31 protein-coding genes and 2 tRNA genes are annotated in these 22,992 nt (G+C 38.2%); 16 read left to right on the plus strand and 17 right to left on the minus strand.

Features of this window, described 5'->3' with window-relative positions; translation table 11 throughout:
* Nucleotides 1-14 precede the first annotated feature (14 nt).
* The gene (locus tag HYV86_02205; protein ID MBI2572649.1) at nucleotides 15-686 is read left to right on the plus strand and encodes a triose-phosphate isomerase; all 672 of its coding nucleotides are present in this window, start codon (nucleotides 15-17) and stop codon (nucleotides 684-686) included.
* A gap of 266 nt (nucleotides 687-952) precedes the next feature.
* Nucleotides 953-2,062: a hypothetical protein gene (locus tag HYV86_02210; GenBank protein ID MBI2572650.1), complete on the plus strand. Its 1,110-nt coding sequence runs from the start codon at nucleotides 953-955 to the stop codon at nucleotides 2,060-2,062.
* A 5-nt stretch (nucleotides 2,063-2,067) separates the two neighbouring features.
* Here the strand turns inward: HYV86_02210 and HYV86_02215 are convergent, their stop codons facing one another.
* From HYV86_02215 to HYV86_02230, 4 genes are all read right to left on the minus strand, one after another.
* Nucleotides 2,068-2,625 carry a hypothetical protein gene (locus tag HYV86_02215; GenBank protein ID MBI2572651.1) on the minus strand — a complete coding sequence of 186 codons (558 nt, stop codon included), beginning with the start codon at nucleotides 2,623-2,625 and terminating at the stop codon, nucleotides 2,068-2,070.
* A 21-nt stretch (nucleotides 2,626-2,646) separates the two neighbouring features.
* On the minus strand, nucleotides 2,647-2,916 hold the full coding sequence (locus HYV86_02220) for a hypothetical protein (protein MBI2572652.1): 270 nt from the start codon (nucleotides 2,914-2,916) through the stop codon (nucleotides 2,647-2,649).
* An 11-nt stretch (nucleotides 2,917-2,927) separates the two neighbouring features.
* Nucleotides 2,928-3,497 carry a hypothetical protein gene (locus HYV86_02225; GenBank protein ID MBI2572653.1) on the minus strand — a complete coding sequence of 190 codons (570 nt, stop codon included), beginning with the start codon at nucleotides 3,495-3,497 and terminating at the stop codon, nucleotides 2,928-2,930.
* A 148-nt stretch (nucleotides 3,498-3,645) separates the two neighbouring features.
* Nucleotides 3,646-4,500, minus strand: a complete 855-nt coding sequence (locus tag HYV86_02230) for a prepilin peptidase (GenBank protein ID MBI2572654.1) — start codon at nucleotides 4,498-4,500, stop codon at nucleotides 3,646-3,648.
* Nucleotides 4,501-4,584: 84 nt separating this feature from the next.
* Between HYV86_02230 and HYV86_02235 the strand changes: the two genes are divergently transcribed.
* Nucleotides 4,585-4,728, plus strand: a complete 144-nt coding sequence (locus tag HYV86_02235) for a DUF3096 domain-containing protein (protein ID MBI2572655.1) — start codon at nucleotides 4,585-4,587, stop codon at nucleotides 4,726-4,728.
* A 39-nt stretch (nucleotides 4,729-4,767) separates the two neighbouring features.
* On the opposite strand, the gene HYV86_02240 is transcribed toward HYV86_02235, so the two are convergent.
* Nucleotides 4,768-6,225, minus strand: coding sequence for an MFS transporter (locus tag HYV86_02240; protein ID MBI2572656.1), 1,458 nt, complete (start codon nucleotides 6,223-6,225; stop codon nucleotides 4,768-4,770).
* Between the two features lie 125 nt (nucleotides 6,226-6,350).
* Between HYV86_02240 and HYV86_02245 the strand changes: the two genes are divergently transcribed.
* The 3 genes from HYV86_02245 (at nucleotide 6,351) to HYV86_02255 (ending at nucleotide 8,373) form a co-directional block, all read left to right on the plus strand.
* Nucleotides 6,351-6,896 (plus strand): hypothetical protein, encoded by a 546-nt coding sequence (locus tag HYV86_02245; protein ID MBI2572657.1) that lies wholly within the window; start codon nucleotides 6,351-6,353, stop codon nucleotides 6,894-6,896.
* Between the two features lie 9 nt (nucleotides 6,897-6,905).
* The gene (locus HYV86_02250) at nucleotides 6,906-7,709 is read left to right on the plus strand and encodes a hypothetical protein (protein ID MBI2572658.1); all 804 of its coding nucleotides are present in this window, start codon (nucleotides 6,906-6,908) and stop codon (nucleotides 7,707-7,709) included.
* Nucleotides 7,710-8,004: 295 nt separating this feature from the next.
* Entirely contained in the window at nucleotides 8,005-8,373 is a 369-nt protein-coding gene (locus tag HYV86_02255; GenBank protein MBI2572659.1) for a hypothetical protein, read from the plus strand.
* Nucleotides 8,374-8,584: 211 nt separating this feature from the next.
* Here the strand turns inward: HYV86_02255 and HYV86_02260 are convergent, their stop codons facing one another.
* A complete protein-coding gene (locus HYV86_02260; GenBank protein ID MBI2572660.1) occupies nucleotides 8,585-8,767 on the minus strand; it encodes a DUF1931 family protein in 183 nt (60 codons plus the stop codon).
* A gap of 82 nt (nucleotides 8,768-8,849) precedes the next feature.
* Here HYV86_02260 and HYV86_02265 point away from each other — a divergent pair, with 82 nt between their 5' ends.
* A complete protein-coding gene (locus HYV86_02265) occupies nucleotides 8,850-9,254 on the plus strand; it encodes an HIT domain-containing protein (GenBank protein MBI2572661.1) in 405 nt (134 codons plus the stop codon).
* Here HYV86_02265 and HYV86_02270 read toward each other — a convergent pair.
* Both HYV86_02270 and HYV86_02275 read right to left on the minus strand, forming a co-directional pair.
* Nucleotides 9,248-10,231: an ATP-grasp domain-containing protein gene (locus HYV86_02270; protein ID MBI2572662.1), complete on the minus strand. Its 984-nt coding sequence runs from the start codon at nucleotides 10,229-10,231 to the stop codon at nucleotides 9,248-9,250. The genes HYV86_02265 and HYV86_02270 overlap by 7 nt on opposite strands.
* 71 nt (nucleotides 10,232-10,302) lie before the next feature.
* A complete protein-coding gene (locus HYV86_02275) occupies nucleotides 10,303-11,490 on the minus strand; it encodes a hypothetical protein (GenBank protein ID MBI2572663.1) in 1,188 nt (395 codons plus the stop codon).
* Between the two features lie 127 nt (nucleotides 11,491-11,617).
* Between HYV86_02275 and HYV86_02280 the strand changes: the two genes are divergently transcribed.
* From HYV86_02280 to HYV86_02290, 3 genes are all read left to right on the plus strand, one after another.
* A tRNA-Met gene (locus HYV86_02280) sits at nucleotides 11,618-11,764 on the plus strand.
* A gap of 70 nt (nucleotides 11,765-11,834) precedes the next feature.
* The gene (locus HYV86_02285) at nucleotides 11,835-12,476 is read left to right on the plus strand and encodes a glutathione S-transferase family protein (GenBank protein ID MBI2572664.1); all 642 of its coding nucleotides are present in this window, start codon (nucleotides 11,835-11,837) and stop codon (nucleotides 12,474-12,476) included.
* 124 nt (nucleotides 12,477-12,600) lie between these two features.
* Nucleotides 12,601-12,751 (plus strand) — tRNA-Ser (locus tag HYV86_02290).
* Between the two features lie 61 nt (nucleotides 12,752-12,812).
* Here the strand turns inward: HYV86_02290 and HYV86_02295 are convergent.
* From HYV86_02295 to HYV86_02315, 5 genes are all read right to left on the minus strand, one after another.
* Complete coding sequence (locus HYV86_02295) at nucleotides 12,813-14,174, minus strand: glycosyltransferase family 4 protein (GenBank protein MBI2572665.1); 1,362 nt, start codon at nucleotides 14,172-14,174, stop codon at nucleotides 12,813-12,815.
* A gap of 195 nt (nucleotides 14,175-14,369) precedes the next feature.
* Nucleotides 14,370-14,684, minus strand: coding sequence for a 30S ribosomal protein S10 (locus HYV86_02300; protein ID MBI2572666.1), 315 nt, complete (start codon nucleotides 14,682-14,684; stop codon nucleotides 14,370-14,372).
* Nucleotides 14,685-14,777: 93 nt separating this feature from the next.
* Nucleotides 14,778-15,905 carry a LamG domain-containing protein gene (locus HYV86_02305; protein MBI2572667.1) on the minus strand — a complete coding sequence of 376 codons (1,128 nt, stop codon included), beginning with the start codon at nucleotides 15,903-15,905 and terminating at the stop codon, nucleotides 14,778-14,780.
* A gap of 111 nt (nucleotides 15,906-16,016) precedes the next feature.
* Complete coding sequence (gene tuf / locus HYV86_02310) at nucleotides 16,017-17,309, minus strand: translation elongation factor EF-1 subunit alpha (GenBank protein MBI2572668.1); 1,293 nt, start codon at nucleotides 17,307-17,309, stop codon at nucleotides 16,017-16,019.
* Between the two features lie 116 nt (nucleotides 17,310-17,425).
* On the minus strand, nucleotides 17,426-17,740 hold the full coding sequence (locus tag HYV86_02315) for a hypothetical protein (protein ID MBI2572669.1): 315 nt from the start codon (nucleotides 17,738-17,740) through the stop codon (nucleotides 17,426-17,428).
* 87 nt (nucleotides 17,741-17,827) lie between these two features.
* On the opposite strand from HYV86_02315, the gene HYV86_02320 reads away from it, so the two are divergent.
* The 6 genes from HYV86_02320 (at nucleotide 17,828) to HYV86_02345 (ending at nucleotide 21,150) form a co-directional block, all read left to right on the plus strand.
* Nucleotides 17,828-18,865, plus strand: coding sequence for a hypothetical protein (locus tag HYV86_02320; GenBank protein ID MBI2572670.1), 1,038 nt, complete (start codon nucleotides 17,828-17,830; stop codon nucleotides 18,863-18,865).
* Nucleotides 18,862-19,260 carry a hypothetical protein gene (locus tag HYV86_02325; GenBank protein ID MBI2572671.1) on the plus strand — a complete coding sequence of 133 codons (399 nt, stop codon included), beginning with the start codon at nucleotides 18,862-18,864 and terminating at the stop codon, nucleotides 19,258-19,260. The genes HYV86_02320 and HYV86_02325 overlap by 4 nt, the downstream gene beginning before the upstream one ends.
* On the plus strand, nucleotides 19,229-19,891 hold the full coding sequence (locus HYV86_02330) for a hypothetical protein (GenBank protein ID MBI2572672.1): 663 nt from the start codon (nucleotides 19,229-19,231) through the stop codon (nucleotides 19,889-19,891). Before HYV86_02325 ends, HYV86_02330 begins: the two co-directional genes overlap by 32 nt.
* Before the next feature lie 74 nt (nucleotides 19,892-19,965).
* Nucleotides 19,966-20,496: an inorganic diphosphatase gene (locus HYV86_02335; GenBank protein MBI2572673.1), complete on the plus strand. Its 531-nt coding sequence runs from the start codon at nucleotides 19,966-19,968 to the stop codon at nucleotides 20,494-20,496.
* A gap of 92 nt (nucleotides 20,497-20,588) precedes the next feature.
* Nucleotides 20,589-20,792 carry a hypothetical protein gene (locus tag HYV86_02340; GenBank protein ID MBI2572674.1) on the plus strand — a complete coding sequence of 68 codons (204 nt, stop codon included), beginning with the start codon at nucleotides 20,589-20,591 and terminating at the stop codon, nucleotides 20,790-20,792.
* Entirely contained in the window at nucleotides 20,779-21,150 is a 372-nt protein-coding gene (locus tag HYV86_02345; protein MBI2572675.1) for a PIN domain-containing protein, read from the plus strand. Before HYV86_02340 ends, HYV86_02345 begins: the two co-directional genes overlap by 14 nt.
* A gap of 6 nt (nucleotides 21,151-21,156) precedes the next feature.
* Here the strand turns inward: HYV86_02345 and HYV86_02350 are convergent, their stop codons facing one another.
* The 4 genes from HYV86_02350 to HYV86_02365 form a co-directional block, all read right to left on the minus strand.
* Nucleotides 21,157-21,528, minus strand: a complete 372-nt coding sequence (locus HYV86_02350; GenBank protein ID MBI2572676.1) for a hypothetical protein — start codon at nucleotides 21,526-21,528, stop codon at nucleotides 21,157-21,159.
* Complete coding sequence (locus HYV86_02355) at nucleotides 21,525-22,325, minus strand: hypothetical protein (GenBank protein ID MBI2572677.1); 801 nt, start codon at nucleotides 22,323-22,325, stop codon at nucleotides 21,525-21,527. Before HYV86_02355 ends, HYV86_02350 begins: the two co-directional genes overlap by 4 nt.
* Before the next feature lie 86 nt (nucleotides 22,326-22,411).
* Nucleotides 22,412-22,606: a hypothetical protein gene (locus tag HYV86_02360; GenBank protein MBI2572678.1), complete on the minus strand. Its 195-nt coding sequence runs from the start codon at nucleotides 22,604-22,606 to the stop codon at nucleotides 22,412-22,414.
* Entirely contained in the window at nucleotides 22,606-22,776 is a 171-nt protein-coding gene (locus HYV86_02365) for a hypothetical protein (GenBank protein ID MBI2572679.1), read from the minus strand. The genes HYV86_02360 and HYV86_02365 overlap by 1 nt, the downstream gene beginning before the upstream one ends.
* Nucleotides 22,777-22,992 lie beyond the last annotated feature (216 nt).

A 22,992-nucleotide genomic window follows, 5' to 3' on the forward strand; every position in this document is an offset into this window, starting at 1 on the left:
GGTCCTTTTCTTACATGAACAAAACACTCATTCTCATCAATTGTAAAACCTATCCACAAATACAAGCTACCAAAAGTATCAAATTTGCAAAATCTCTAAGTAGCATAAAATCTTTACAATACCAAATCGCACTTGCACCAACTATTCCAACATTGGCATATGTAAGACAAACCGTTTCTCTTCCTCTCTTTGCTCAACATGTTGATCCTATTGAAAACGGACCACACACCGGACATATTAGTGTCGATGAACTATCTGCACTCGGTATAACAGGAGTTATTCTTAACCATTCTGAACGGCCACTTCCTTTCACTATAATTAAAAAAACTGTCGAACTGTGTAGAAAAAGAAAACTCAGTATCGTACTTTGCGCCTCGACTCTTGCACAAGTCCAAAAGTTCGCACCACTTCTCCCAGACTATATTGCCTACGAACCTGCAGCATTGATTGGAAAAAACATTTCCGTAACTGACGCACAGCCAAAAATTCTTCGACAAGCCCATGACACAGTACGAATTTTAAGTCCAAAAACAAAATTACTCTGCGGAGCAGGCATACATTCTCATAGCGACATCACTCACGCCAAAGCAATGGGATACCAAGGAGTATTGTTAAGTCATGCCATCGTCACTGCGCATAATCCAAAACAAGCTCTTCTCCAATTATTAGAAATGGTGTTGGTCTAAGACCACGAACAAAGTCCGTAAATTGATTTTTCACCATTTCTAATTCGAAAATCTGTTCAAAGATGAGGTGCGGAAAAACCATGGACGAAATCCGTGGTTAGCACCGAATGAACAGATTTTCGTTATTAGGAAAATAGGAAATAAAGACCAAGTGCAAACAGTAGAAGAATAGTTAAAAGTGATTATAAAAATAGTTATATCGCAGCATATACTTTTCCAAATTTGTCAGAACGATTATATACTTCAACTCGTTGTAAATTAATTACATGGCGAGATTTGTTTCTTCACTCTACCCATTAGGGTTAGGCGCCTTACTTTTAATAGGTGACGAGAATAATAGTAATAATTATAGCCACCAAATCACTCCCTCTCAAACAGGTTCATCTTCGTTACAAGAAAGTAGACCTAGATCAGAAGATACAAATACTCCAACAACGACAACAACCCCAACACCGGCAATAGAGAAACTTCCACAACCCACTACTCCAGTCTCACCTTTTCTTAAAACGACATCTGTTGAACCTGACACCATACCTACCAATTTAGGTTTGCTAGTCAAGTGTTTTGATAGTAATATTGGAACAATGCGTTTTGCGGGTGATTATGCCGTTATTGTACCTCGATTAGTAGACAATGTACCGCACATAGTCAAAGAAACAAAACTCGAACAATATGAACTAATACCGCCCCCGCCAGAATCCCTTTATACAAAGACCTTAGAAACGAGATTACAAGCGTGGACAGTATATCTTAGTCTTACCGTACAACCTGAAAGAGAAAGCGGTTTAGCTTGTTTTAATAAATATGGAAAAACATATCATGCTCCTACAGCAACATCACTTAATGAGAGATTAAAATCTGCGATTAAAGGGACATATGATACACTCAAACTGAAAGTATCTGGATCCATGGATACAATTATCGACCAACTGCATGATCCTCAAAGTTACCCAGTAGAAGAAGGAGCACAACAAGATCCACGCCTGGTCATTATCCCTTGGACGCATGACTGGTTCAATTACGACCGTCGTTTTGGATTACAACATCTAAAAGTCAACATTGTAAACAAAAAACCAATACCTGGAAGCAATCCAAAAGACTACCAAAAAATCAAACAACCAAAAACACAATCAGTTACATACACTCTTTCTCCTACCGTGGACGTAACAGAACTATGTTATTGTGGACAAGCAAATGAAGAAGCCAGAGACCAATACAGTGATAACCTATTACAAAACACACCAAAAGCACAACGTGAGCATCTTGCAGAAAGACTTGGTCGTTTGGAAGACAATGGCTGTCAAGCATCCGCATTAGAATATCAACAGTTTCCCCTCTTTGATATATTTTGTTCTAGACTTATTGAGAAAGAATAAGAAAATTAAGAAACCGTCACATACATCTTCTGCACGGTACCGTACGTCACTAAATTTCCATCTAAACGAGTTAACACTTTAACTGTAAAAACATACTGACCAACTTTGGCAGTCTCATCTGGAGCCACAAATATAGATTTTTTGTCGTGTTGATTTTCTTTGAGTGTAAAACTTTCTGTATCATAACTTACCCAACGTAAAGCTCGTTCTAACTCGCCTTGAGCAGAAATCTCATTTCCTGATCCATCAAGAAGCTTAACCGGCTGAACCGAAATTTCAAAAGAAGTATCTTCGGGATAAATATTCAGCACCCCTACACCAAACGCATGGACTTGTCCTCGTTCCACTTTTGCAGTATGAAAAGGCAGTGCAACTTGTTTGCCTTGATCAACCACCATATCTTCAATAGCTTGAATAGTGCGTGCATCGAGCTGGGCTTTTGTGTCTTCAGCTTGTGTGACAAACTTATAGAGAAGAGTTACTCCACCGCTTAGAATAACCACCGAAATAATAACTACAACTAACGTATTAAGCGACAACTCAATTGATCCTTTGTGATTCATGGGAAAAGAAAAAATAAAAGCTTATTTGCCTAAAATTTCATACTCACGTACAATAATCAATCTGAAGAGTAAGAGAAGTACTGCACCTGAGATCATAAACCATATCCCAGCAGTAAATGTATTACTTGTCAATGATTGATACATTCCCCACGCCATCATGATAAATCCAAGCCAAAGGAACTTATCCAATACTAACTTCATAATCTCAAACTCTTGAGATTCTGTCATCTGCCTTTTTCCCGAAGGATGACTTGGGAAACGAGGAAGTGAATTTGATTTTTTTGATGTCATTTGTATATCACCTATCCTACTTTAACAAAAAATGTTTTTGAAGCATACGGTTTAGGGTCAGCGCCTTTCATAACTTCAACTTTGTAAAGATAACTACCAAATTTATCGGGAGCAGTCATCGAAAAAGGGAACGGCTCCCCTTGACCTGGTCCAAGACTATGAGCTGTTGAATCCCAATCCATCCCAGCTGTAAATGCTGAATCAGCAGAACCAAAAGTTTGAACCTGGCCAGGTTCAAATGCCACAAATTGATTATTTTGGCTATTTACACGAACGGAAAATCGAACACTAAACTCAGCAGGAACATCGCCGACATTCTTAACTCCAACACCATCTACTTTTTCTTGACCACGTTCAAGAGACAATGTGTCTTGAGGAAAATAAAGAGGATCATTTGACTTAGCGATACTCGTCTTAAGTTTATCAGCTGTTCCTTTAAATGCAGTATCAGTAAGACCTTCACCTTGATCAAAAATATTCTGAACAAAACCTAAACCAAGACCCAGTACAATAAACGCAATAACAACAATAACGATTGATTGAATAGAAAGTTCCAATGACCCTTTCTTTGTGAATCTCATAGTACACCTCTTTTTTTACAATACCAATTTAGCGAAAATCTAAACTGCTTTTTTAACACCTAGTATACAAGCATTATTTTCGGGTATAAAAAGGTTACTAAAAAACAAACCCGAGAACAAACCAGAAACATACCAGAGAACCATTTAATTAGAACAAAAATGTAAGCAACGCTTCAAACGAGACATCTTTCACCAATAAGAACACCACATATGCTATGAGAAAACTCGGAACAAATGGCACTCCCTCTTTGATAATAATATGCTTAATTTTTTTTGTTTTTTCTAACTCCTGTAATTCCAGCAAATCCTCCCGTTGTAATTCTTTAGGCTCCATAACTACTTTCGTCCCTACTTTGATCTCAAACGCAAGCCAATCACCTTCAGTTGCATGCAAAGGTGAAATTGATTTTTGAAAACAGGTCTTCTCCACAACACTTACAAAGAGCAAAAAGAACGTAAGAAACAGTGGAATCGGAACTAATATCCATAACAATGAAACAAAGACACTTCCTACCATCAACAATACTGTCGCAATCAATACCAAAACTATAAGCACGCGCTGTGATTCAAACAAAGCGAACAACGCAGGTTTAACATTTTTCCATCTTTTAATCGCAAGCCCAAACATCCACAATGCACCATAAATTGCACCAAGCACCATAACTAACACAAAATAAAGCAAAATATCCCACGATGCAATGCTCCAAGGATATGTCAATCCAATTACCACTCCCATCCCCATCAACAATTTAGCATCAGCACCACCCCACTGACGTGAGTAGTACAAACCTAACGAAAGCAAACAGAAAACAGCAAACCCAAAGGCTCCGCTAATCAAAACAGACCAACCTTGTTCAAAAGAAAACAACACTCGAATTCCTGCAACCCCCAATAAAAATGCATAACTTATCCAATCAGGAACCTCACGCGTACGTACATCGCAGTAAGACGCTATCGCCAGAGCAAATACAGAAAGCGGAATAAAGAGTAAATCAATGTTCATTCTAAGTTCAACTCAAGCTATTTTCTTAAATTTATCCATTCCAAGAGGCAAACTCTTTTATATCTCACCACCATTATCCTCAACATGATCTCTCTAAACCTACTTATTTCTATCATCACTATCATAATGGGAATCTGCGTTATTGTACTTCCACGTTTCTTACGCTATATTGTCGGATTTTATCTTATCATTACCGGACTTTTATCGTTATTACTCTACTTTCTCTAAAAGAAACAAATGAAAATTCAATTCTGAAAAGCTATTTAGTTAGTGCATCGGTGGAGCTTCTGCATGTGAATTTTTCTCAATGCGTAAAAACAATGCAGAGAGCAGGCTGCCCAACAATGCGAAAATACCACCAAGCAAGAATGCAAGGTGATACCCGCCTAGTAAAGAACTAGTCGAATCTAATCCTGATGCCACAAGAGATTGAGTACGAATCACAGCAACACTTGCAAGTGCAGCAAGACCCAATGCGCCACCCATCATAAACGAGGTGTTGACAAGACCAGATGCAAGACCTGACTCGTGAGCTGGCACATCACTCATTGCGGCAAGTAACATGGGGTTAAATGCCATCCCTGCGCCAATACCTAATAGAATCATGCAAGGCACAACATCAATAAGTACTTGACCATCAACTGGAGCTCGAGCAAGTAACAGCAATCCTAATGCAGCAATAAAAAGACCGATAGAGAGACATTTCTTAATACCAAATTTCATTACAATTTTTGCAGAAAGACCAACTGAAAAAATTGCCATGATAATGTTTGCTGGCAAGAACGCAAGTCCAACCTGTAGAGGTGTAAAATGAAGAATAGATTGCAAATAAAGTGCGCACATAAAAAACCAGGCAAACATTGCAGCAGCCCATAACACACCAACAATATTTGACGTTGCAACATTACGCATTTTAACTAAACTTAGCGGCATCAACGGAGATTTAACCCGAGACTCAACAAAAATAAAGACAACAAAAAGAACAACAGCAAGTGCAAGCATCCCTAATGTACGCACTGTTGCCCACCCTGCCTGATTCCCATTGACAATCGCATACACTGCTAACATTAAAGCAGAAGTTATTGTAATCGCACCTACAACGTCAAGATGCTCATGCGTTGCATCACGATGAATATGGGGAAGAAGCTTAAGACCAAGCAAAACTACAGCAATTCCAATAGGAAGATTCACCAGAAAAACCCAGTGCCAATTTAACGCACCAGTAAGAACGCCGCCAAGTAACACACCAAGTGAACCACCACCTGCTGCAACAAAACCAAAAATTCCCATCGCTTTTGCGCGCTGTGCAGGATGAGTAAAAAGAGTCATAATTAATGAGAGTGAGACAGCTGAGACAATAGCACCAGCAATACCTTGCGCTGCGCGTGCAGCAATAAGAAAGCCTTGCGTTTGAGCACTGCCACAAGCAAGCGACGCTAACGTAAACAAAGCAATTCCTATCAAGAACAAACGACGATGACCAAAGATATCACCTAACTTACCACCCAAAAGCAGAAAGCCACCAAAAGTTAACATATAGGCATTCACAACCCACGAAAGAGACTCAGAAGTAAATCCCAAACTCGTTTGAATAGAAGGAAGAGCCACATTCACAATAGTTGTGTCCAAAACTATCATCAAAGTACCTAAACATAAAACGATTAAAATCCACCAATGTTTAGAATCAATAGTAGGAGCAGTATTAGTGTTAGTAGTGTGAGACATGAGATTCAAAGTTAGTAACCCATTTATATACTTTTTCAACAAAGTTAAACCTAAGTTTAGACTGTTTTTTGGTAACATTTATATACGCACTCTGCTTCTTTTTAGACTAAAAAGCGGTGATAGCAATGGGTAATGATGAATACGAAGTAATACCACATCAGATTCTTGAAGATCTAAAATTCGAAGTTGAAGCACTCAAAAAAAAGTTAGCGCAACCGGATTCTAAAATCAACGAGTTAATTCTCGAAATAGAAAGTCTCAAAGACTCCATTCGCGATCTTCATACCATTTTTACCAAAACACTTGATGAAGTCAAAGAAGAAGGAGATATTGGAAAAATAGTTCCTGCAATCAAAGAACAACTCGACGCAGTTGCATCACAAAATGAAACGATTGCAAAAGGTATGATTGCCATCTCAGATAAAGTAGATGAATTTATCTCAAAAAGTAGTTCCCCACAACCATCCTCATCACCAACGACAGGACCCATCGATATGCCTTTTTCAGGAGTAGGATCTTTTGGTTCTATGCCCATGAGTCGTGGACCATCGAGAATGGCGCCCCCCATGCAAATGGATAACGGATTTGCAAGCAGCCCTAGTGATCTTCCACCTCCACCCCCTCGTCCAGGCGCAGGAGCACGACGCGGATTTGGAGGAGCATTTGGATAAACGATTGAGATGGTACACCTCAAAAGCCAACATCTTCTGTTTCGTCTAGCCAGTTCGTTCTATCTGGAAAGAGAATCATTCTCTAAACAAGAAATACTTGCAAAAATAAACGAAATAAAATATCTCTCAGAACAAAAGAAAGTTCCTCGTTTTCAACTCCAAAAAGAGATTCACCATCTCCAGCATAAACTCAACGTCGTGTTCGAATTAGAACATAAACTTGCTGCGCAACGTCGCCATGAATCAATGAGAATTAATGCTCTCAAAAAAGAGATAGCGTCACTACGTCAGCGACTTGCTCTTGCCCAAGATCCTGAGTTTTGTTCTAAAGTAGAAAAAGTTGCCCATACCATTGGCACACTCATGGCACAACGTGAAACCAAAGCTATGGTGGATGTTGCCTCACAAGATGCTTCACGAGAACAAAAGATTGCAGCATTAGAAGAAAAATTAGCTAAACTAGAAACACTTGTAGAAATACAACGTCGACTTGATCCAGCTAAAGCAGCACTACTTGATCAACGAATCCATGACATTAAAGAAAGATTAGGACATTCTCTTCCCACTTCATCGCCCTCACAAAATCCAGTTCCTATTGATAGAAATCAGGAAGAAGAAAAAGAGACAGTGCCAAATGTGATTAGCAGTGTAACAGTAGAAAATAGCAGCACACAAACAGAAGATACCGCAAACAAGCCACGCCATGTAATCCTTTTCAAAATGCCACCGCAACAACAGCAGAAATTTGACAGTGCTGATATTGATTCTGAAAAGGAATTACCGTTGCCTCCACCCCCTAAGAGAAGGAATTGAAGAGAACTGCGTACATTAAAAAATGAATTATGCACAGTTCTCATTAAAAAAATTCAATGCAAAATAACAAGACCCAAAAGTAAAATTAACATTTATTCTAACTTTTTAAGAAGCCCAATCTTTCCTACCTACTCCCCCATCAGTAAACTAAATAAAAAAAACTTAGTTTTAATTTAAGATAGGCAAAATGGAAATAAAACTTCAGGAAATAAGTGTTAGTTGCAATAGCATAAGGGAACAATAAAATAAAAATTTATAAACTTAATAGATACAATCAAATAAAAGAGAAAGAACCATGGATATTACCATTTTTTTAGCAAGATTCTGGGGTAGTTTATTTATTATTCTGGGTCTATCTTCAATTGGAGCAAAATTTTTGAGTAGAGTTATTCAATATACAGAGAACAAAGCAATAACTATATCCACAGGATACATCACCTTTCTATTAGGTTTAGCTACTGTTGTTGCACATAATTTATGGGTTACCGATTGGAGAATAGCCGTTACTTTACTTGGATGGACTACTTTATTCAAGGGAATTAAAAAAATTGTATTTCCAGAACATGTCAATAAAATTGCCCAAAAATTTAAGAAACATTCAGAGGTATGGGGATTTGTAATCTTCTGCATCGGAGCATGGTTTTTCTGGATGAGTTTTAATTAATGAACGTCCCTCACCCAACTTTCTCCGTTTCGCTCCGAACCAAGTTACATTTTCGCTTCAATAAGAGCATATAACCATGCTTATGCGGAAACCTTGTTGTGCTTCAGTTTTACAAATTACTCGCCAGAAAGTCAGAATTTTACGAGTTAGTTAAAAATTTCTTCACTCTGAAAAATAATCTTTATTAAATCCTGATATTTATCAGGATCACCTACAAATCTCGTCCCATCACTGTCCTACGTCCATTTTCCTTAGCACGTTTAACCGCCGTAAGAATCATTTCATGAACTTTCTCATCAAGTATATCCATGAAATCCGCAGACATATTCTCCATTTTATACTCCGAGTCTTTCAGAATATCCTTGACTTGGGTTCGTACGACAAGAGTAGGCATAAATGAATAATAATCTTTGAATCTTTTAAAACTATCCCCTGAAATAGAAATAATTAAAAAAAACAACCAACATCAATCCAACATGGACACCTGCATCTTTTGTAAAATCATCAAAAAAGAAATTCCTTGCCACGAAATTCAAGAAACTCCCTTTTCATTATCATTTCTTGATATTCATCCCCATGCTCAAGGTCACACCGTCGTTATTCCAAAAAGTCATGCAAAAATTCTTTTTGAGTTAGATGATAAAACAACTCATGAACTCCTCACTGATGTTAAAAAAACGATGAAATTAATCCAAGATAAACTTCATCCAGATGGATTTAATGTAGGCTGGAACGATGGACCAACAGCAGGTCAAACAGTAGGACATTTGCATATCCATATCATGCCACGATACACAGGAGATAATGGTGGCAGCATGCATTCTATTATCAAAAATGCAGGAAAATTAAGTGTCGAAGAAATAGCAAAGAAATTTCAATAAGCCATCTTTGTATTTCGACGTTCTCGGACTAAACGAGGAACATGAACCTGTGCATACGCAACTATTTTTGGTGCTACATCTTCCACAAAATCTTTGAAATCTTGTTCTTCGTAAGAGGTAAACGGAACTGACTTTTGTGTCCGACAATAATTCACCACTGCATCTTGCGTTGGAACCGGTGTGACCGGATTTGATGATAATCCCCAATACCCACCAATGTATTTACCAAACCAAATAACTCGAGCACGGGCATAATGAGATTGACCCGTAGACGGATCAAGAACAGGCTCAGACTCAACAAAGCCTTGAACGATATGTGATGAACGGGAAAGAAATGTTGAAAGTCTTTCAAGTGACCCTTGAGAAGAAACGATCTCCACTCCCTCTCCTTGTGCCCCATGGCGTGGTTTAAGTACAAGAGTTGCAAACTCATCACGCAGAGCAGCAAGATCACGTCGACGATAAATTGTCTTTGGAATCACAACCCCCCCCACTTCAGCAAGAACTTGTGAAAGAAGAAGTTTATCTCCGGTCATTTTCTCTACGTAGGGATGATTTATCATCGGTACGCCAACATCTCGTGAAAAGAATGATCCGAATCCCAACAAACATCCATAATCACGTAAATTAATACCCCAATCGCTCTCAAAATCTTGGGGACTTTTATGGAATTCATCATCTAGTACAATGTTATCTATCTCAAGACCCAAATTACGCGCAGTCTTTTCAAACATAACGGGTCGAATAGGACCAGAAACTGCTTGAAGTATATCCAAGTTTGCAAGCACACGAGAATTAGGGAAATAATCCGCCAACACCATCAACATTTCCCCTGACATTATTGTTCGTTGACCAGGATCAGGAATACCACTATAGCCTGACATTTGACCATTGATCTCAAGTATGACCTTCCTGCCAGTGCTTCTTTCTTTCACGATATCAAACCCTAACATCTGGGGATAAATAGTCGTCTCCATTTAGTACTCACAATACCTCTTTTTTAAAAAAGTTTAGAGAAAAAATTAAAAAATTGGATCTAGGATAATCTTCATTCTATTTTCTTCCTCACAACTAAAAATCCACTCACCACAACCACTAAAATCAATACTAGACCAAAATCACTCCACTCAGGAACGGTGCTTTGATGATTGAACGTCACATTCACATCTGCAAATGCGCCCCCTACTGCAATCGCGCGAACAGTAGCAACTGCATAACTATGAGAAGCAATAAGAGTATTAAGTACACCTCCAGTAGAATTTGTCGTTGCACTACCTGGTGAAATAATTCCAGATGTCGTAGTAAAAGAAATCAACTGATTAGCAAGAGTTCCATTGTTGATGTCCGTTGCATTCACATAAATTTCTGTTCTATTCCATCCATTAGCTGTGAGATTTGAAAATTGAGAAAAAATATTTAGTCGAAATGGAGCCATGAGATACGAGGTGGTGTTAAGATTTATACCACTTGAAATTTGATCATTATAAAAATAAAATGCAGTGATATCATGATTGTTCCAAGATCCACCTGTAGCCGCAGTAAAGCCAATGTACACTTCAGCGGGAAAAACAGTTTCAAGATCAATAGTATAATTTAAATGAGATAAGGCCGGCCGAGTATTATTATATTGATTAAGACGCACTTCTACAGAATTATTAGTCCCATTATAATCAACCCACGCATGATATTCTGCTCCATCATCAAGAGCCCAAGTACTATTAATTGTTGAAACATCACGGCTTGCTAAAGAAGTAACATTACCTTTGTTATTGGGGCTACTCCCATCAATACCAATGTGATTTCCATTAATATCATTAGTCGGCGCGGTATTCAAATACGTATCAAACTCGACACCAAACGAACTATTGATACCCTCAAATCCTAAACCGCCTCCCGATGACCCCGCAGTGTTTGATTGAGGTTGAATAACAAAAACAAGACCATCCGCACCACCACTACCAGAAGCAGTAATCTTAAATGAAAAATAGGTTGAGAATGATCGATTGTTTGTAAGATAAATTTTCTGATTCCAAAAGGCGCTTCCAGCTTGATTTCCCGTTGCAGGAGTAAGGCGTAAAACACTTCCTGACAACGCAGCATTACCATTGATTTGAAATGCTTGGATATTAGTTGAATTAAAGAGAGGAAAGACCGCCGAAATAGTAGTATCAGCAAAAACGAAAGGCAAAGATACAAAAATCACTATTAAAACAACGAGCCTTCCTATCATCCTCATAGGAGAATAACACCTTTGAACATATATAAATTTTTAGTTCAAGCGAAAAATGACCAGAAGTGGTCACAAAACACAAAGCAAGTGTTTTTCAGAAACCTTTTTATAACCGCCCCTGTCTTTCCCTCTTGGCGACATAGCTTAACCTGGTTATAGCGCCACGCTCATATGCTTGAGCTATGAGGCATTATGCCGATGACAAACTCTGATATAACTGGGTTACGTGGAGGTTCCGAGAGGTCTCAAAGACCCGGGAATTCAAATCTCGGTGTCGCCATATTTTTTTCTTCTCAGCCCCCAAAACTTTCATAAAGAGCACTAACTTACACACAGAGAGGAAAACAACCATGATAACCATATACGGAATTCAATCCCCTGCTGTCGCACGATTACGCAGTGCACTTCAACACAAGAGTTTACCCTTTGAACATGTGAGTGTCAATCTACGTCAGCGTTCAGAAGAATTCAAAAACTTAACACCGGCAGAAACCATCCCTGTCATGCAAGATGGAGATACAGTTATTGGTGATAGTTTAGCAGCGATTGCATACTTGGATGATAAATATCCTCAAACCTACAAAATGTTAGGAAAAACACCAAAAGACAAAGGCCGTATTCTTACAGCTATTTGGGCAATTGAACGCATCAGCAGTCCGCTCGCTCCACTCTACCTTGAAAAAATGGCTGATGGACTACGAGCAGCAGGTGTATCACATCGTGCCATCATCTATGACCAACAACAAAAAGAGGATGTGAAAAAAGATACACTCTACCGTCTTGAACGACTCTGGAAATTCAAAGGTGAACAGCAATATTTCATCTCACACTTCTCTGCCGCTGACGCGAGTATGCTTGCATTGCTTAAAACAGTACAGAACTACAGCTATCCTCTCGGACACTGGCAAGAATGGTACAATACACTAATGAAAGAGCATAAAATCGCGCAAATGTTTGCGCCCGATACCGAGAAAGGTGTGAGAGAGATTTAATTTTTTAATATTTTTAGTTTGATTTCGACATCTTTATAAAATACCAGCCTCATTTTCACATTTAAGCCACGATGGTATACACAGAAGTACGCTTCTGATCATCATGTGACTTTTGTGCCCTCACGCCAGCATGGCACAACCCGGTACTGCGCAAGCCTGGAATTTTATAAAACCACAGAGCTTGTTCCAGCAATGGTATCCCGGTTCAAACAATCTTTTGAAAAAACTTGACCAAAACCGTTAAGTCAAAAGATAGGAAAGTCCGGGTGCTGGCGCTTTTTCTTGTTAACCTATAATAACACTAATAACTATAACCTAAACAGTTTTGTTGAAAAGTTAAACAAACCTAGAAATAAGCCTTACATAGAGATCTAATGTTTTATCAAGCATTCTTTTTTTGGTATGACCTCTTGAAATCACTTGGTGGTGCATATCACTTGCGGTTAATATGGCACGCTGAAATAATCGTTCTCGAAGTTGATCTATAGCTTCCATAACTTTTACAGCATTGCTTGAATAAACTCTCGCTTTTTTATCTTCTAATTCCCTCTCTTGTGGACGATTAATATTAACCAATGTACCCATGTTGTCAGAAACAACATCAGGAATACCACCCGTATTTGAACCAATTACTGGGACGCCCTGTGCAAGACTTTCTAATATTGATAAGCTAATTGCTTCACTATATGCTGGATGAACATAAGCGTCAAGAATTCCTTGAACTGGACGTGTAATTAACCCGCCCCAAATTTTTGAGTTAGATATACCCTCTTCGATAAATTGACCTCTAAAATGTTCAACAACTGCGTCATCCAAACCTGAACTTCCATTGACTAATTTAGAAACATCAAGAACTATTTTAATTTGATCTCTTTGAATTAACCCAGGAGCTATTTCTGAGACGGTTCTGAAAAACTTTTGACGTTCTGCACCATTTGAAGCTGCAAAAACGAAACCGTACTCTAACCCTAATCTTTCACAACCACGTAATACTTCTAAAAAGGTTGAAACACCTTTATTTTCATTCATACGTCCAGCATAGCCCAATATTACTTCGCCTTTTATGCCAATTCTTGTTCTTACTTCTTTTCTAACACTATCTGCATAAACTTGATATAACTGTTCATCAACACCGTTTGTAACTGTCACGATCTTTTCCTGCGGAATGTCAGAGCCATACATGAATCCTGTTCGAACAGCATTACTAACAGCGATAAAACCATCAACACGCCCCACTTTAATTAGTTGATTCAATGTTCTTTTATCACTTGACTGATTATATTTATCGGCTTGATAAAGATCTGGCATACAATGCAAATGCATTACTGTAACCACATCATTTCTAAACTCTTTTTTTACTTTCGCTGTAACATCCATATCACCACGTAAAAAGTGGTAATTTAAGATAATTGGACTCTCTGCTTCTTTTATTCTAGCCCGAATGAAATCGAAATAATCAGAATCACAACCGCGGTAAGCTATCCTTGCCAATCCGGAGCTAAACTGACGTTGTGCTAAAAGTTCAGGCAATGCATAATTAGGAGGTAATCCTGCAATAAGAGGAGATTGATTTGAACCAGCAGACACCACATAAGTATTAGTTTTGGGGTCAGAACATAGACTACCGATGATAATAGATTCACCTAAAAAGTGCCTATCCAACGGAAAGTCAAATGGTGTATGATGAATTACGTGCATACTAATAAAAATCTAAGAGGACTATTTAAATTTATTCTTACTTTTTAGTAGTAACTAAAAAAGAAAGAGATAGATTCATTTAGAATAACACAATAAAAAAAATCTTACATTTGAGAAAAATTACACATCAGTCATTTCTATCTTAATGTCAAGACCTTGAGAAAAACAAAAAGAGAAATTTTTGATCTTTTGGATTTAAACTTCTACCATTTCGATCTCAATATTAAGACCTTCAGGAATAGGAACTCTCATCACTAAACGTAATGTTCTCTCATCTGCACCAAGATCAATAAGGCGTTTATGGATACGCATTTCATAGCGTTCCCAAGTAGCTTTACCCTCACCAGAAGGAGATTTACGTGTAGTTACTTTAAGTTTTTTAGTTGGTAATGGAATTGGACCACGAAGGTCAACACCAGTCTTAGAAGCGATATCTTTGATATCAGCACAGACTTTGTTAATCTTTTCGATTTCAATACTTGCTAATTTGATGCGAGCGCGTTGTGCCATTTTAAATCAGTCCACGGTAAAACTTATTTCATCGTGGTGTTGCTGTTGGAATCGAGGTTATTTATAAAGCTATTGGTTTGGCTTGATTGTAGCTTAATCTCTCTTCAAATACAAGAACCCCGTCACCACAATTCCTAGTATAACTAACACTACATAATCACTCCATTCTGGAACCAAAACAGGATCTTGTCCCGCAATAACTGTTCTTGTGGAAGTCGTTATTGCATCTCCCGTTGTATTCGTTGCACTAATGTAATACGTATACGTCCCATCAATAAGCCCTGTTGTGGCATTCTGCGATTGGTTAACATACAATTCCCACGTACTCAAATCTCTTTTACGCAAGTTTGACGCATAGAATTGATACACCTCTTGATCGGAAAACGATCGATTCCATATTTTAACTTCATCAATTGTGCCATTAAAATAATTATTATCACCCTGCCGTGCGCCAATACGTATCGAAGTCAAGTTAGTATAATCCAAATTTCCAGTCATAGAAACATTGGCTTTTTTTACACCATCAACATAGATAATAGACTCGTTGCCTGTATACATAGCAACGATATGATACCATCGACCTTGCACCAACGCATCAGGACTCACCGCCTCAACAACATTTGTCCCATTATCTAATCGAAAAGCAGGTCGTCGATCACCTAGACCTGTAAATAATCGTAAATCATATCCCTGATCAGCGACGCCCCCTTGATCCGCAGACACTATTCGAGGATAAATCCCCGCAGGATAAACATTAATCCAAGCACTAATCGTCAAATTTTGAGCAATCTGTAACGATGTGGGCACCCCTAAATTAATGAAATCATTGATCCCATCAAACATAATCCCACCATAATATCTGCCACCACTAGCAGTAAAGTTACAATCAGTTCCCATGTTTGTACATGTGCCATTATTGCCAAATCGACTTACATCTACTGCCGTCGTGCCATTCTCACCAAGCACCGACAGATTATCAAAATTCATCGACAAAACGAGTGAGTCATTGTAAAACAGAAAATTTGCCCCATTCCAGTTATACGTCAATGATCCAAGACGACTTTCTGTAATCGTAGCATTGATCCGAGTATAATTTAATGATCCAGTATAATTGTTATTACTTGGCGTAGGAGTTGTATAGTTTATCTCTGGTGCTGCGAGAACGAGAGTAGTAACCAACAGAGCAACTACTACAAAAACACCACACAGACCTCTTTTCATCACACTCAGACTATCTTTTCAACATATAAATATTTCTTTAGAACTAAAAACGACCAAAGTAATTCATCAACAATACACAAGAAAAAGAGTAAAAAAAGAAAGAAAACAATCCTAAAGAACTTTAGGCACAATTTCCATACACATACCAGCTGCTACGGTAACACCGGAGTCGCGGATAGCGAATTTGGACATTTGTGGAATAACACTGTTCTTCTCAATAACAACTGGTTGAGTTGGTCGAAGTCGAACAATTGCTGCATCCCCATTACGTAAGATGTCTTTGTTCTCAGTAACTTCTTGACCAGTTGCTGGATTGATTTTTTTGATAATTTCCACGAATTGGCATGCCACTTGAGAAGTGTGGATGTGAAATACAGGAGTGTATCCAACAGTCACAACACTTGGGTGGTTCATGATAACTACTTGTGCAGTAAATTCAGTTGCAACAGTAGGAACATTGGTAGCGTGACCTAAAACGTCTCCACGAGCAATGTCTTTTTTACCAAGACCGCGTACGTTAAAACCAATGTTATCACCAGGTTCAGCTTGAGGAGCTTGTTCGTGATGCATCTCAATAGTTTTAACTTCGCCAGCAACGCCTTTACCTTCACGACCAGGAACGATCATAACTTTATCGCCAACTTTCATAATACCAGTCTCAATACGTCCTACTGGAACAACACCGATACCGGTGATGTTGTATACGTCTTGAATAGGTAGACGAAGAGGTAAATTGGTTGGTTTTTGAGGTAATTCAAATTTGTTAATAGCACTTAAGAGATTGTCGCCAGTCCACCAAGGTAATTTCTCAGATTTCTTAGTGATGTTTTCACCAGGAAGAGACGCGATAGGAACGAAGCGAAGTAAATCAGGTTTCCATCCTGCTTGAAGTGCATGCTTTTTAACGTCTTCAACAACGTCTTTAAAGCGTTTTTCACTCCAGTCTACCCCAGAGATATCCATTTTGTTAACAGCAACAAGCATTTGACCTACTCCAAAGATTTTGGAAAGTTTAAGATGCTCGATAGTTTGTGCGTTAACACCGTCGTTTGCTGCAACAACAAGAACTGCACAGTCTGCTTGAGAAGCTCCTGTAATCATATTTTTAATAAAGTCCTTGTGTCCTGGTGCATCAATGATAGTAAAATAATATTTGTCAGTATCGAAGCGTTTATGGGCAAGATCAATGGTAACTCCACGTTCTTGTTCCTCTTTAAGATTGTCCATAACGAAAGCAAACTCGAATCCGCCTTTACCAAGTTGTTGGGCTTTCTCTTTGAGTTTACGCATTGCAATCTCGTCAACGTTTCCAGTGTCGAAAAGGAGACGTCCAACGGTTGTTGATTTACCGTGATCAACGTGACCGATGAATACTAAGTTGATGTGTTCTTTGTTTTTTGCCATTGTTAATAAACCTCGTTTTGCTTCAATTTACTTGTAAGCGGAATAGGTGATTGGTTGGCATTTTCTTTATAAAGATTTCGGTAAAGAATGAGAGGAGAGGAAGGTGTAAGTTATGCTTATTTAGGATTATTTCTCAATCTATTTACTAAAAACCCAACCCCCATACTAACTCCACCATAAAATAAGATATTGAGAGGAATGATCAACCACACCACCTCATAATTACCCACAATCAAAAGCCCAGGATAAAAAGAGATCAACATTAATGGAGCTACAACAAATCTCCACCAAGGAAGAGCAGCAGTAGGATTTGCATCCAACATCCTACTTCCCGCAGCCCACACCAGAATTGTTAAAACAACACAAACAAGATATAAACCAATACCTAGCAGAGCCCACTTCCACCATGAAAATGATTTTGAACGCGACATAATACTAATATCTTGTTTTGAATTTAACTAAGTATCGTCATCACACTCACCCCAATCTTTATATATTCTCCAACCTACAATCCCCAGATGTTATCACAAGCTCAAATTCAACAACTCCACACTGCTATTCAAAATTCTAAAAACCCCATCTTCATTTTTGACGATGATGCGGATGGCTTATGTTCCTACCTTCTCCTCTACAGAATCAAACGAGAAGGACACTATTTCATGCTTAAAGCTGCCCCCCATCTCGAAGGAAAGTTTGTCAAACGTATCCAAGATTTTAATCCTGATCTCATAGTCATTCTTGATATTCCTGATGTACACCAAGAATTTATCGACGCGTTTAAAGTCCCTATCTTTTGGATAGATCATCACGATCCCGTAGAACGACATAAAGTACATTACTTCAACCCAAAAATCAAAGAACCAGAATCATACTTCCCTACGACAAGAATGGCGTATCAAGTAGCCAACAATCCTAAAGATCTCTGGATTGCCACTGCTGGCTGCCTAGCAGACTGGCATCTTCCAGATTTTATTGAGCAAACAAACACGACATATCCAAATTACTTACCAAAGAAAAAACGAGATCTTCCTAATATTGTCTTCAAATCAAAAATGGGTAAACTTGTGCAATTCTTTTTCTTCATGCTCAAAGGACCATCAAGTGATGTAGCCAGATCAATCAAAATTTTAGGAAAAATTACCTCACCAGATGAAATCTTTAAACCAAATTCTGAAGATGGCAATTATCTCTTCAAACGATTTGAAATGCTCAATGAACTCTATGAAAAACTCATGGTTCAAGCAATGGAAAAAGCAACTCGCAAGAAAATTCTGCTCTTTGAATACAATGATGAACAATGGTCATTCACAGCCAATCTTGCTAATGAACTCACCACACGCTATCCTAAAAAAGTAGTTATCATCGCACGCAAAAGCCAAGGTTTCATGAAATGCAGCCTGCGTGCCCAATTTCCCATTGAACCTGCACTTAGGCGGGCGCTTAACGGCATTGAAGGCTATGGCGGCGGGCATCCCACTGCCTGTGGAACCGTCGTGAAAAACGAAGATTGGGAACGCTTCCTGATCCAATTCAACGAAGAATTAAAGAAAAAATGATCCTCATCCCATTAACATCATTAATTGGTATTCCATTAGGAGCATTAGTAGGACATATCGCCAAAGAAGAGTTACATGACGCAGAAAAATATATTCGTACCGTAAGTTCATTTCTTTTCTACATTATGTTAGTATCATTATTTCTCACTCTTCCATTCCCTTCAATGGTGTACCAATTAGGATATGGACTACTCATTTTAACCATAAGTACAACAGAAATTGTAAGCAAAAAACCATTTTATATCCCATCTATCACACCTCTCATTCTCTTCATCAGCCTCTTTTTCACGCCACCCCAATATTTACTTATCAACAGTAGCCTTTTTCTACTTGCAGGTATTCCTCTAGGATCACAACTCTATCATGACGCTACCCAAAACTCAAAAAAATCTTGAAGAAACTATTAAAGAAAAGATTTTACCTGTCGTAGGATCAACACTTGAAAAAGCATTGGGAATATCTATTCCAAAAATAGGATCTGATATCACTGACAAACTCTCTACACCACTCCTAGAAATCTACATCCCACCTGATCGCACTTTTGCACAAGCAAAAAAAGAATTTTTGGCTCAATTCGTACGCCGAGAATTACGAACCCATAGCGGCAACATTTCTTCCTTAGCGCGATTCACCGGAGTAAATCGACGTACAATACATCGAGCAATTCGTGAATTTGAACTTGATACCAAAGAACTACGACAAAACATTCAAACCCTAGAAGGTGAAAAACAAACTGCCATTGATCACACCATCCGTCTCACTCTTGATTCCTACAAAGAGATTTTAGCACCAAAAAGAATGGAAGACATGTATCGTGAAGTACCTAATCTCTCTAGATCAATTGCCCATTTACTCCCCCATCAACCATTAACTTGGAAAGAAGCTGAATATGAATTTGAAAAATCATTTCTGCAACGCGCACTCAAATACCATCAGGGCAATATTGCGCAAACAGCTAAAGACCTTAAGATTCGTGCCGAGACACTGCATAGGAAGGTCAAGAAGCTAGGAATTGGAAAGATCTAGATAGACTCTTCACTCCACTATCTTTTTATACTTCTTCTTTCTCATTCCCCCCATAAAACATAAAGGTGAAACCTATGACAAATCTCCATCACGATGTACCACCCGGAACTGAAAACGAAATGAATATGATCGTAGAAATTCCTGCTGGCAGTAGAAACAAATACGAATATAACAAAGAACATGGACTTTTCTTTATCGATCGTGTTGTACCTGAACCACTCGTGTATCCTGCAACCTATGGCTTCATCCCACAAACATTATGCGACGATGGAGATGCTGTTGATGTAGTTCTAATTATGCGTGAAAGCGCGTTTCAGGGCTCACTTGTCAAAGTACGACCAGTTGGCATGCTCATTATGAATGATAGCGGCGAAGTCGACAACAAAATCATTGCTGTACCCTGCGATGACAAATATTTTGACCACATCAAAGAACTCAAAGATGTTTCCCCTCACTTCTTAAAAGAACTTAGCTATTTCATGGAACATTACAAAGACATGAAAGGCGCAAAGGTCGTTGCAAATAAGTACGTTGGCATCAAAGAAGCCAAAGAAGAATTCCACACGGGCATTGCAACCTATAAGAAAAGTAAAGGAAAAAAATAGATTTTTTTAGATTTGATTTTAATCCAACCTATTATCTACCTAGATTGAAAACCAGCACAAAGTTTATATATAACACATAACTATATAATTATATGGTCACGACAATCCAAATTAATGATGATACACTCAATCTTCTGCGTAAGATAAAACAAGAGACAAATTCCTCGTCCTACGATGAAGCCATACGAAAAATTGCTGCTGACCGTGTAAAAGAATCATTTGCTGGATATCTTGGTCCTAAACGATCATCAAAACAAATTCTAAAAGATTTGCGTGATAAAAGTGACCGATTCTAGACTTATTGACTCTTCTGTATTGTTACATTATTTAATTAATGGGCAGTATAAAGAATACATTGAGCAAAACGAGTTTGTCTATATTTCAATACTTTCCCTTTTTGAGATTAAAAGAAAGTTGCTTAAAGATCAATTTGAAGAAGAAAGAATAACCAAAGCGATAAATTTTATTGAAAAAAAAACTTTAATTATTGTACCAACTAGAGAAATAGTTTTACAAGCAGCACAATTTTCAATAAAATATAAAATTGCCGCAATGGATGCCCTTATCTATGCAAGTGCACAAAGCAATTCTTCAACATTAATTACCTGCGATAACGATTTTAGAAATCTCCCAGATACAATCATACTTCCTTAAACTAACTTATCTCACCACAAAAATATTTTTCTTTGCCCTAATCGTCAGATACGGCTTAGTTAATCGCTTCTTCAAAGCAGCATCTTGCGTTAATACCAAATATCCTTTCGCAGAATAATCAACAAGCGCATCATCAACATTCCCACTACTAACCAACACTTTCACCTTCTTCTGATCTAACAGCTGTAACGCCAATTTCGCGCCCAAGCGATACTTACCCCGCTGTTCTTCTTCAATACGCCGTAATTCAACTATCGTCCCTTCTAAAATAAAAAGAGTATGAGCCCCTTCCACAACCAGATCTATTTTCGAAAAAACATCCAAATGGAATTCACTAATTGCCATCAACGCATTGGTATCAAGTATAATTTTGCTCATTCTTGTTCTGCCACCATAACCAAATCATACATCCGTACCAATACCAATACTATACTAAAAAGTACAAATAACAATAACACAATACCAGAATTATATGCTATCGCTATACCCATCAATCCCAAAAATACGAGCAATACCACCCACCCCATAAAAAACACCAATAAATGAAAACCAAGTTTGCGAGTTAACGAACTGCCAAACACAACCATCCATTCTTTCCAAGAAACAATGCGCGAATGAAGCGTTGCAACCAATAACACTAAATACAACACAACACCAATAATAATTGCGACAACAACCTGCCAGTTGAATCCCCCTTCAATATTAGCAAGAGCTGCTTGAATCAGCAATGTCAAAAATAATGTAAACAACAACAAGGTAATAGCACTCCCTAAAATATAACGAACCATGATCCGCCCTGCATCACGCCAGTGCAATCGATGAATTAGATGATGACTCGCAACCCAAAGCAATCCCCCACCGAAGATAAAAAAGAGTGCCATCCATGCTGCAAGCATTTTAAGATCACTGATGAGTTTAGAATATCCTCGATACAAAGGAAGAAAATCTTCAACGAACGGCTGACCATTTTGGAGAGCTTGTTCATCAAGCGTTGCCCCTTCTAATGGCTCCAAGACACTCTGCACATCCTGCAAAATTGCAAGTTGATAATGCAGAAAAATAATCGCTGCCGCACCAAGCAAAAGAAGTTGAAAAACACACAAAAGTGCAAAGAATATTTTATATGATTTGATAGCTAACCATGTCTTTTCAACACCACGCATATACCCAACCATACTCAAAAGAAGAAACACAGACTATAAAGACTTTTCTCAAATGAAACAATTCTCAAACCAGCTCAGGAACATGGACCAAAACGGTATCAAACTTGATGAAACAGAGAAGAATAATTTGCAGCAGTAGGATCTATCTCATGCAGATGAAGAACAACATGATGATTATTCTCATCAAGAGCCACGTTAAGATGATGAGATCGCAACCCTTTTTCGAGTAATCTCATAATCTCTTCATCTGTAAAATGGGTGTCCTCTAAGCCTAACAACTCTCGCAAGGACATTACATCTCACTCTCCAATCTGTCAGCATCCCAGAATTCATCATCATACCCGCACATAAATGCATGTTCTTCTGCTGACAACTCATCATCATCTAACAATTCATCACGCTGTATTGGCGAGTAAATACTTTCATCTGAATTATCTCTAACCATATTTTTTGTGTGCTTCATAGCCATCCCCCCATATATAGCCATCCACGTAAATCTTCCGGGGTCGGAAGATTACCGCGGCTGACTATTAGTAAACCAAAGAAGTCGGCACGACTTAGTTGGTTTACTATATTACTTCCAAAACGTTTAAATATAAATACATTCTCCAAATACTATATGTCAGGCATATGCTAAATACCAAGAGTTATAAAAAATATCTCTAGTTATACTGACTAT

The sequence above is a fragment of the Candidatus Woesearchaeota archaeon genome (assembly GCA_016188115.1).
Taxonomy (GTDB): domain Archaea; phylum Nanobdellota; class Nanobdellia; order Woesearchaeales; family GW2011-AR9; genus JACPIK01.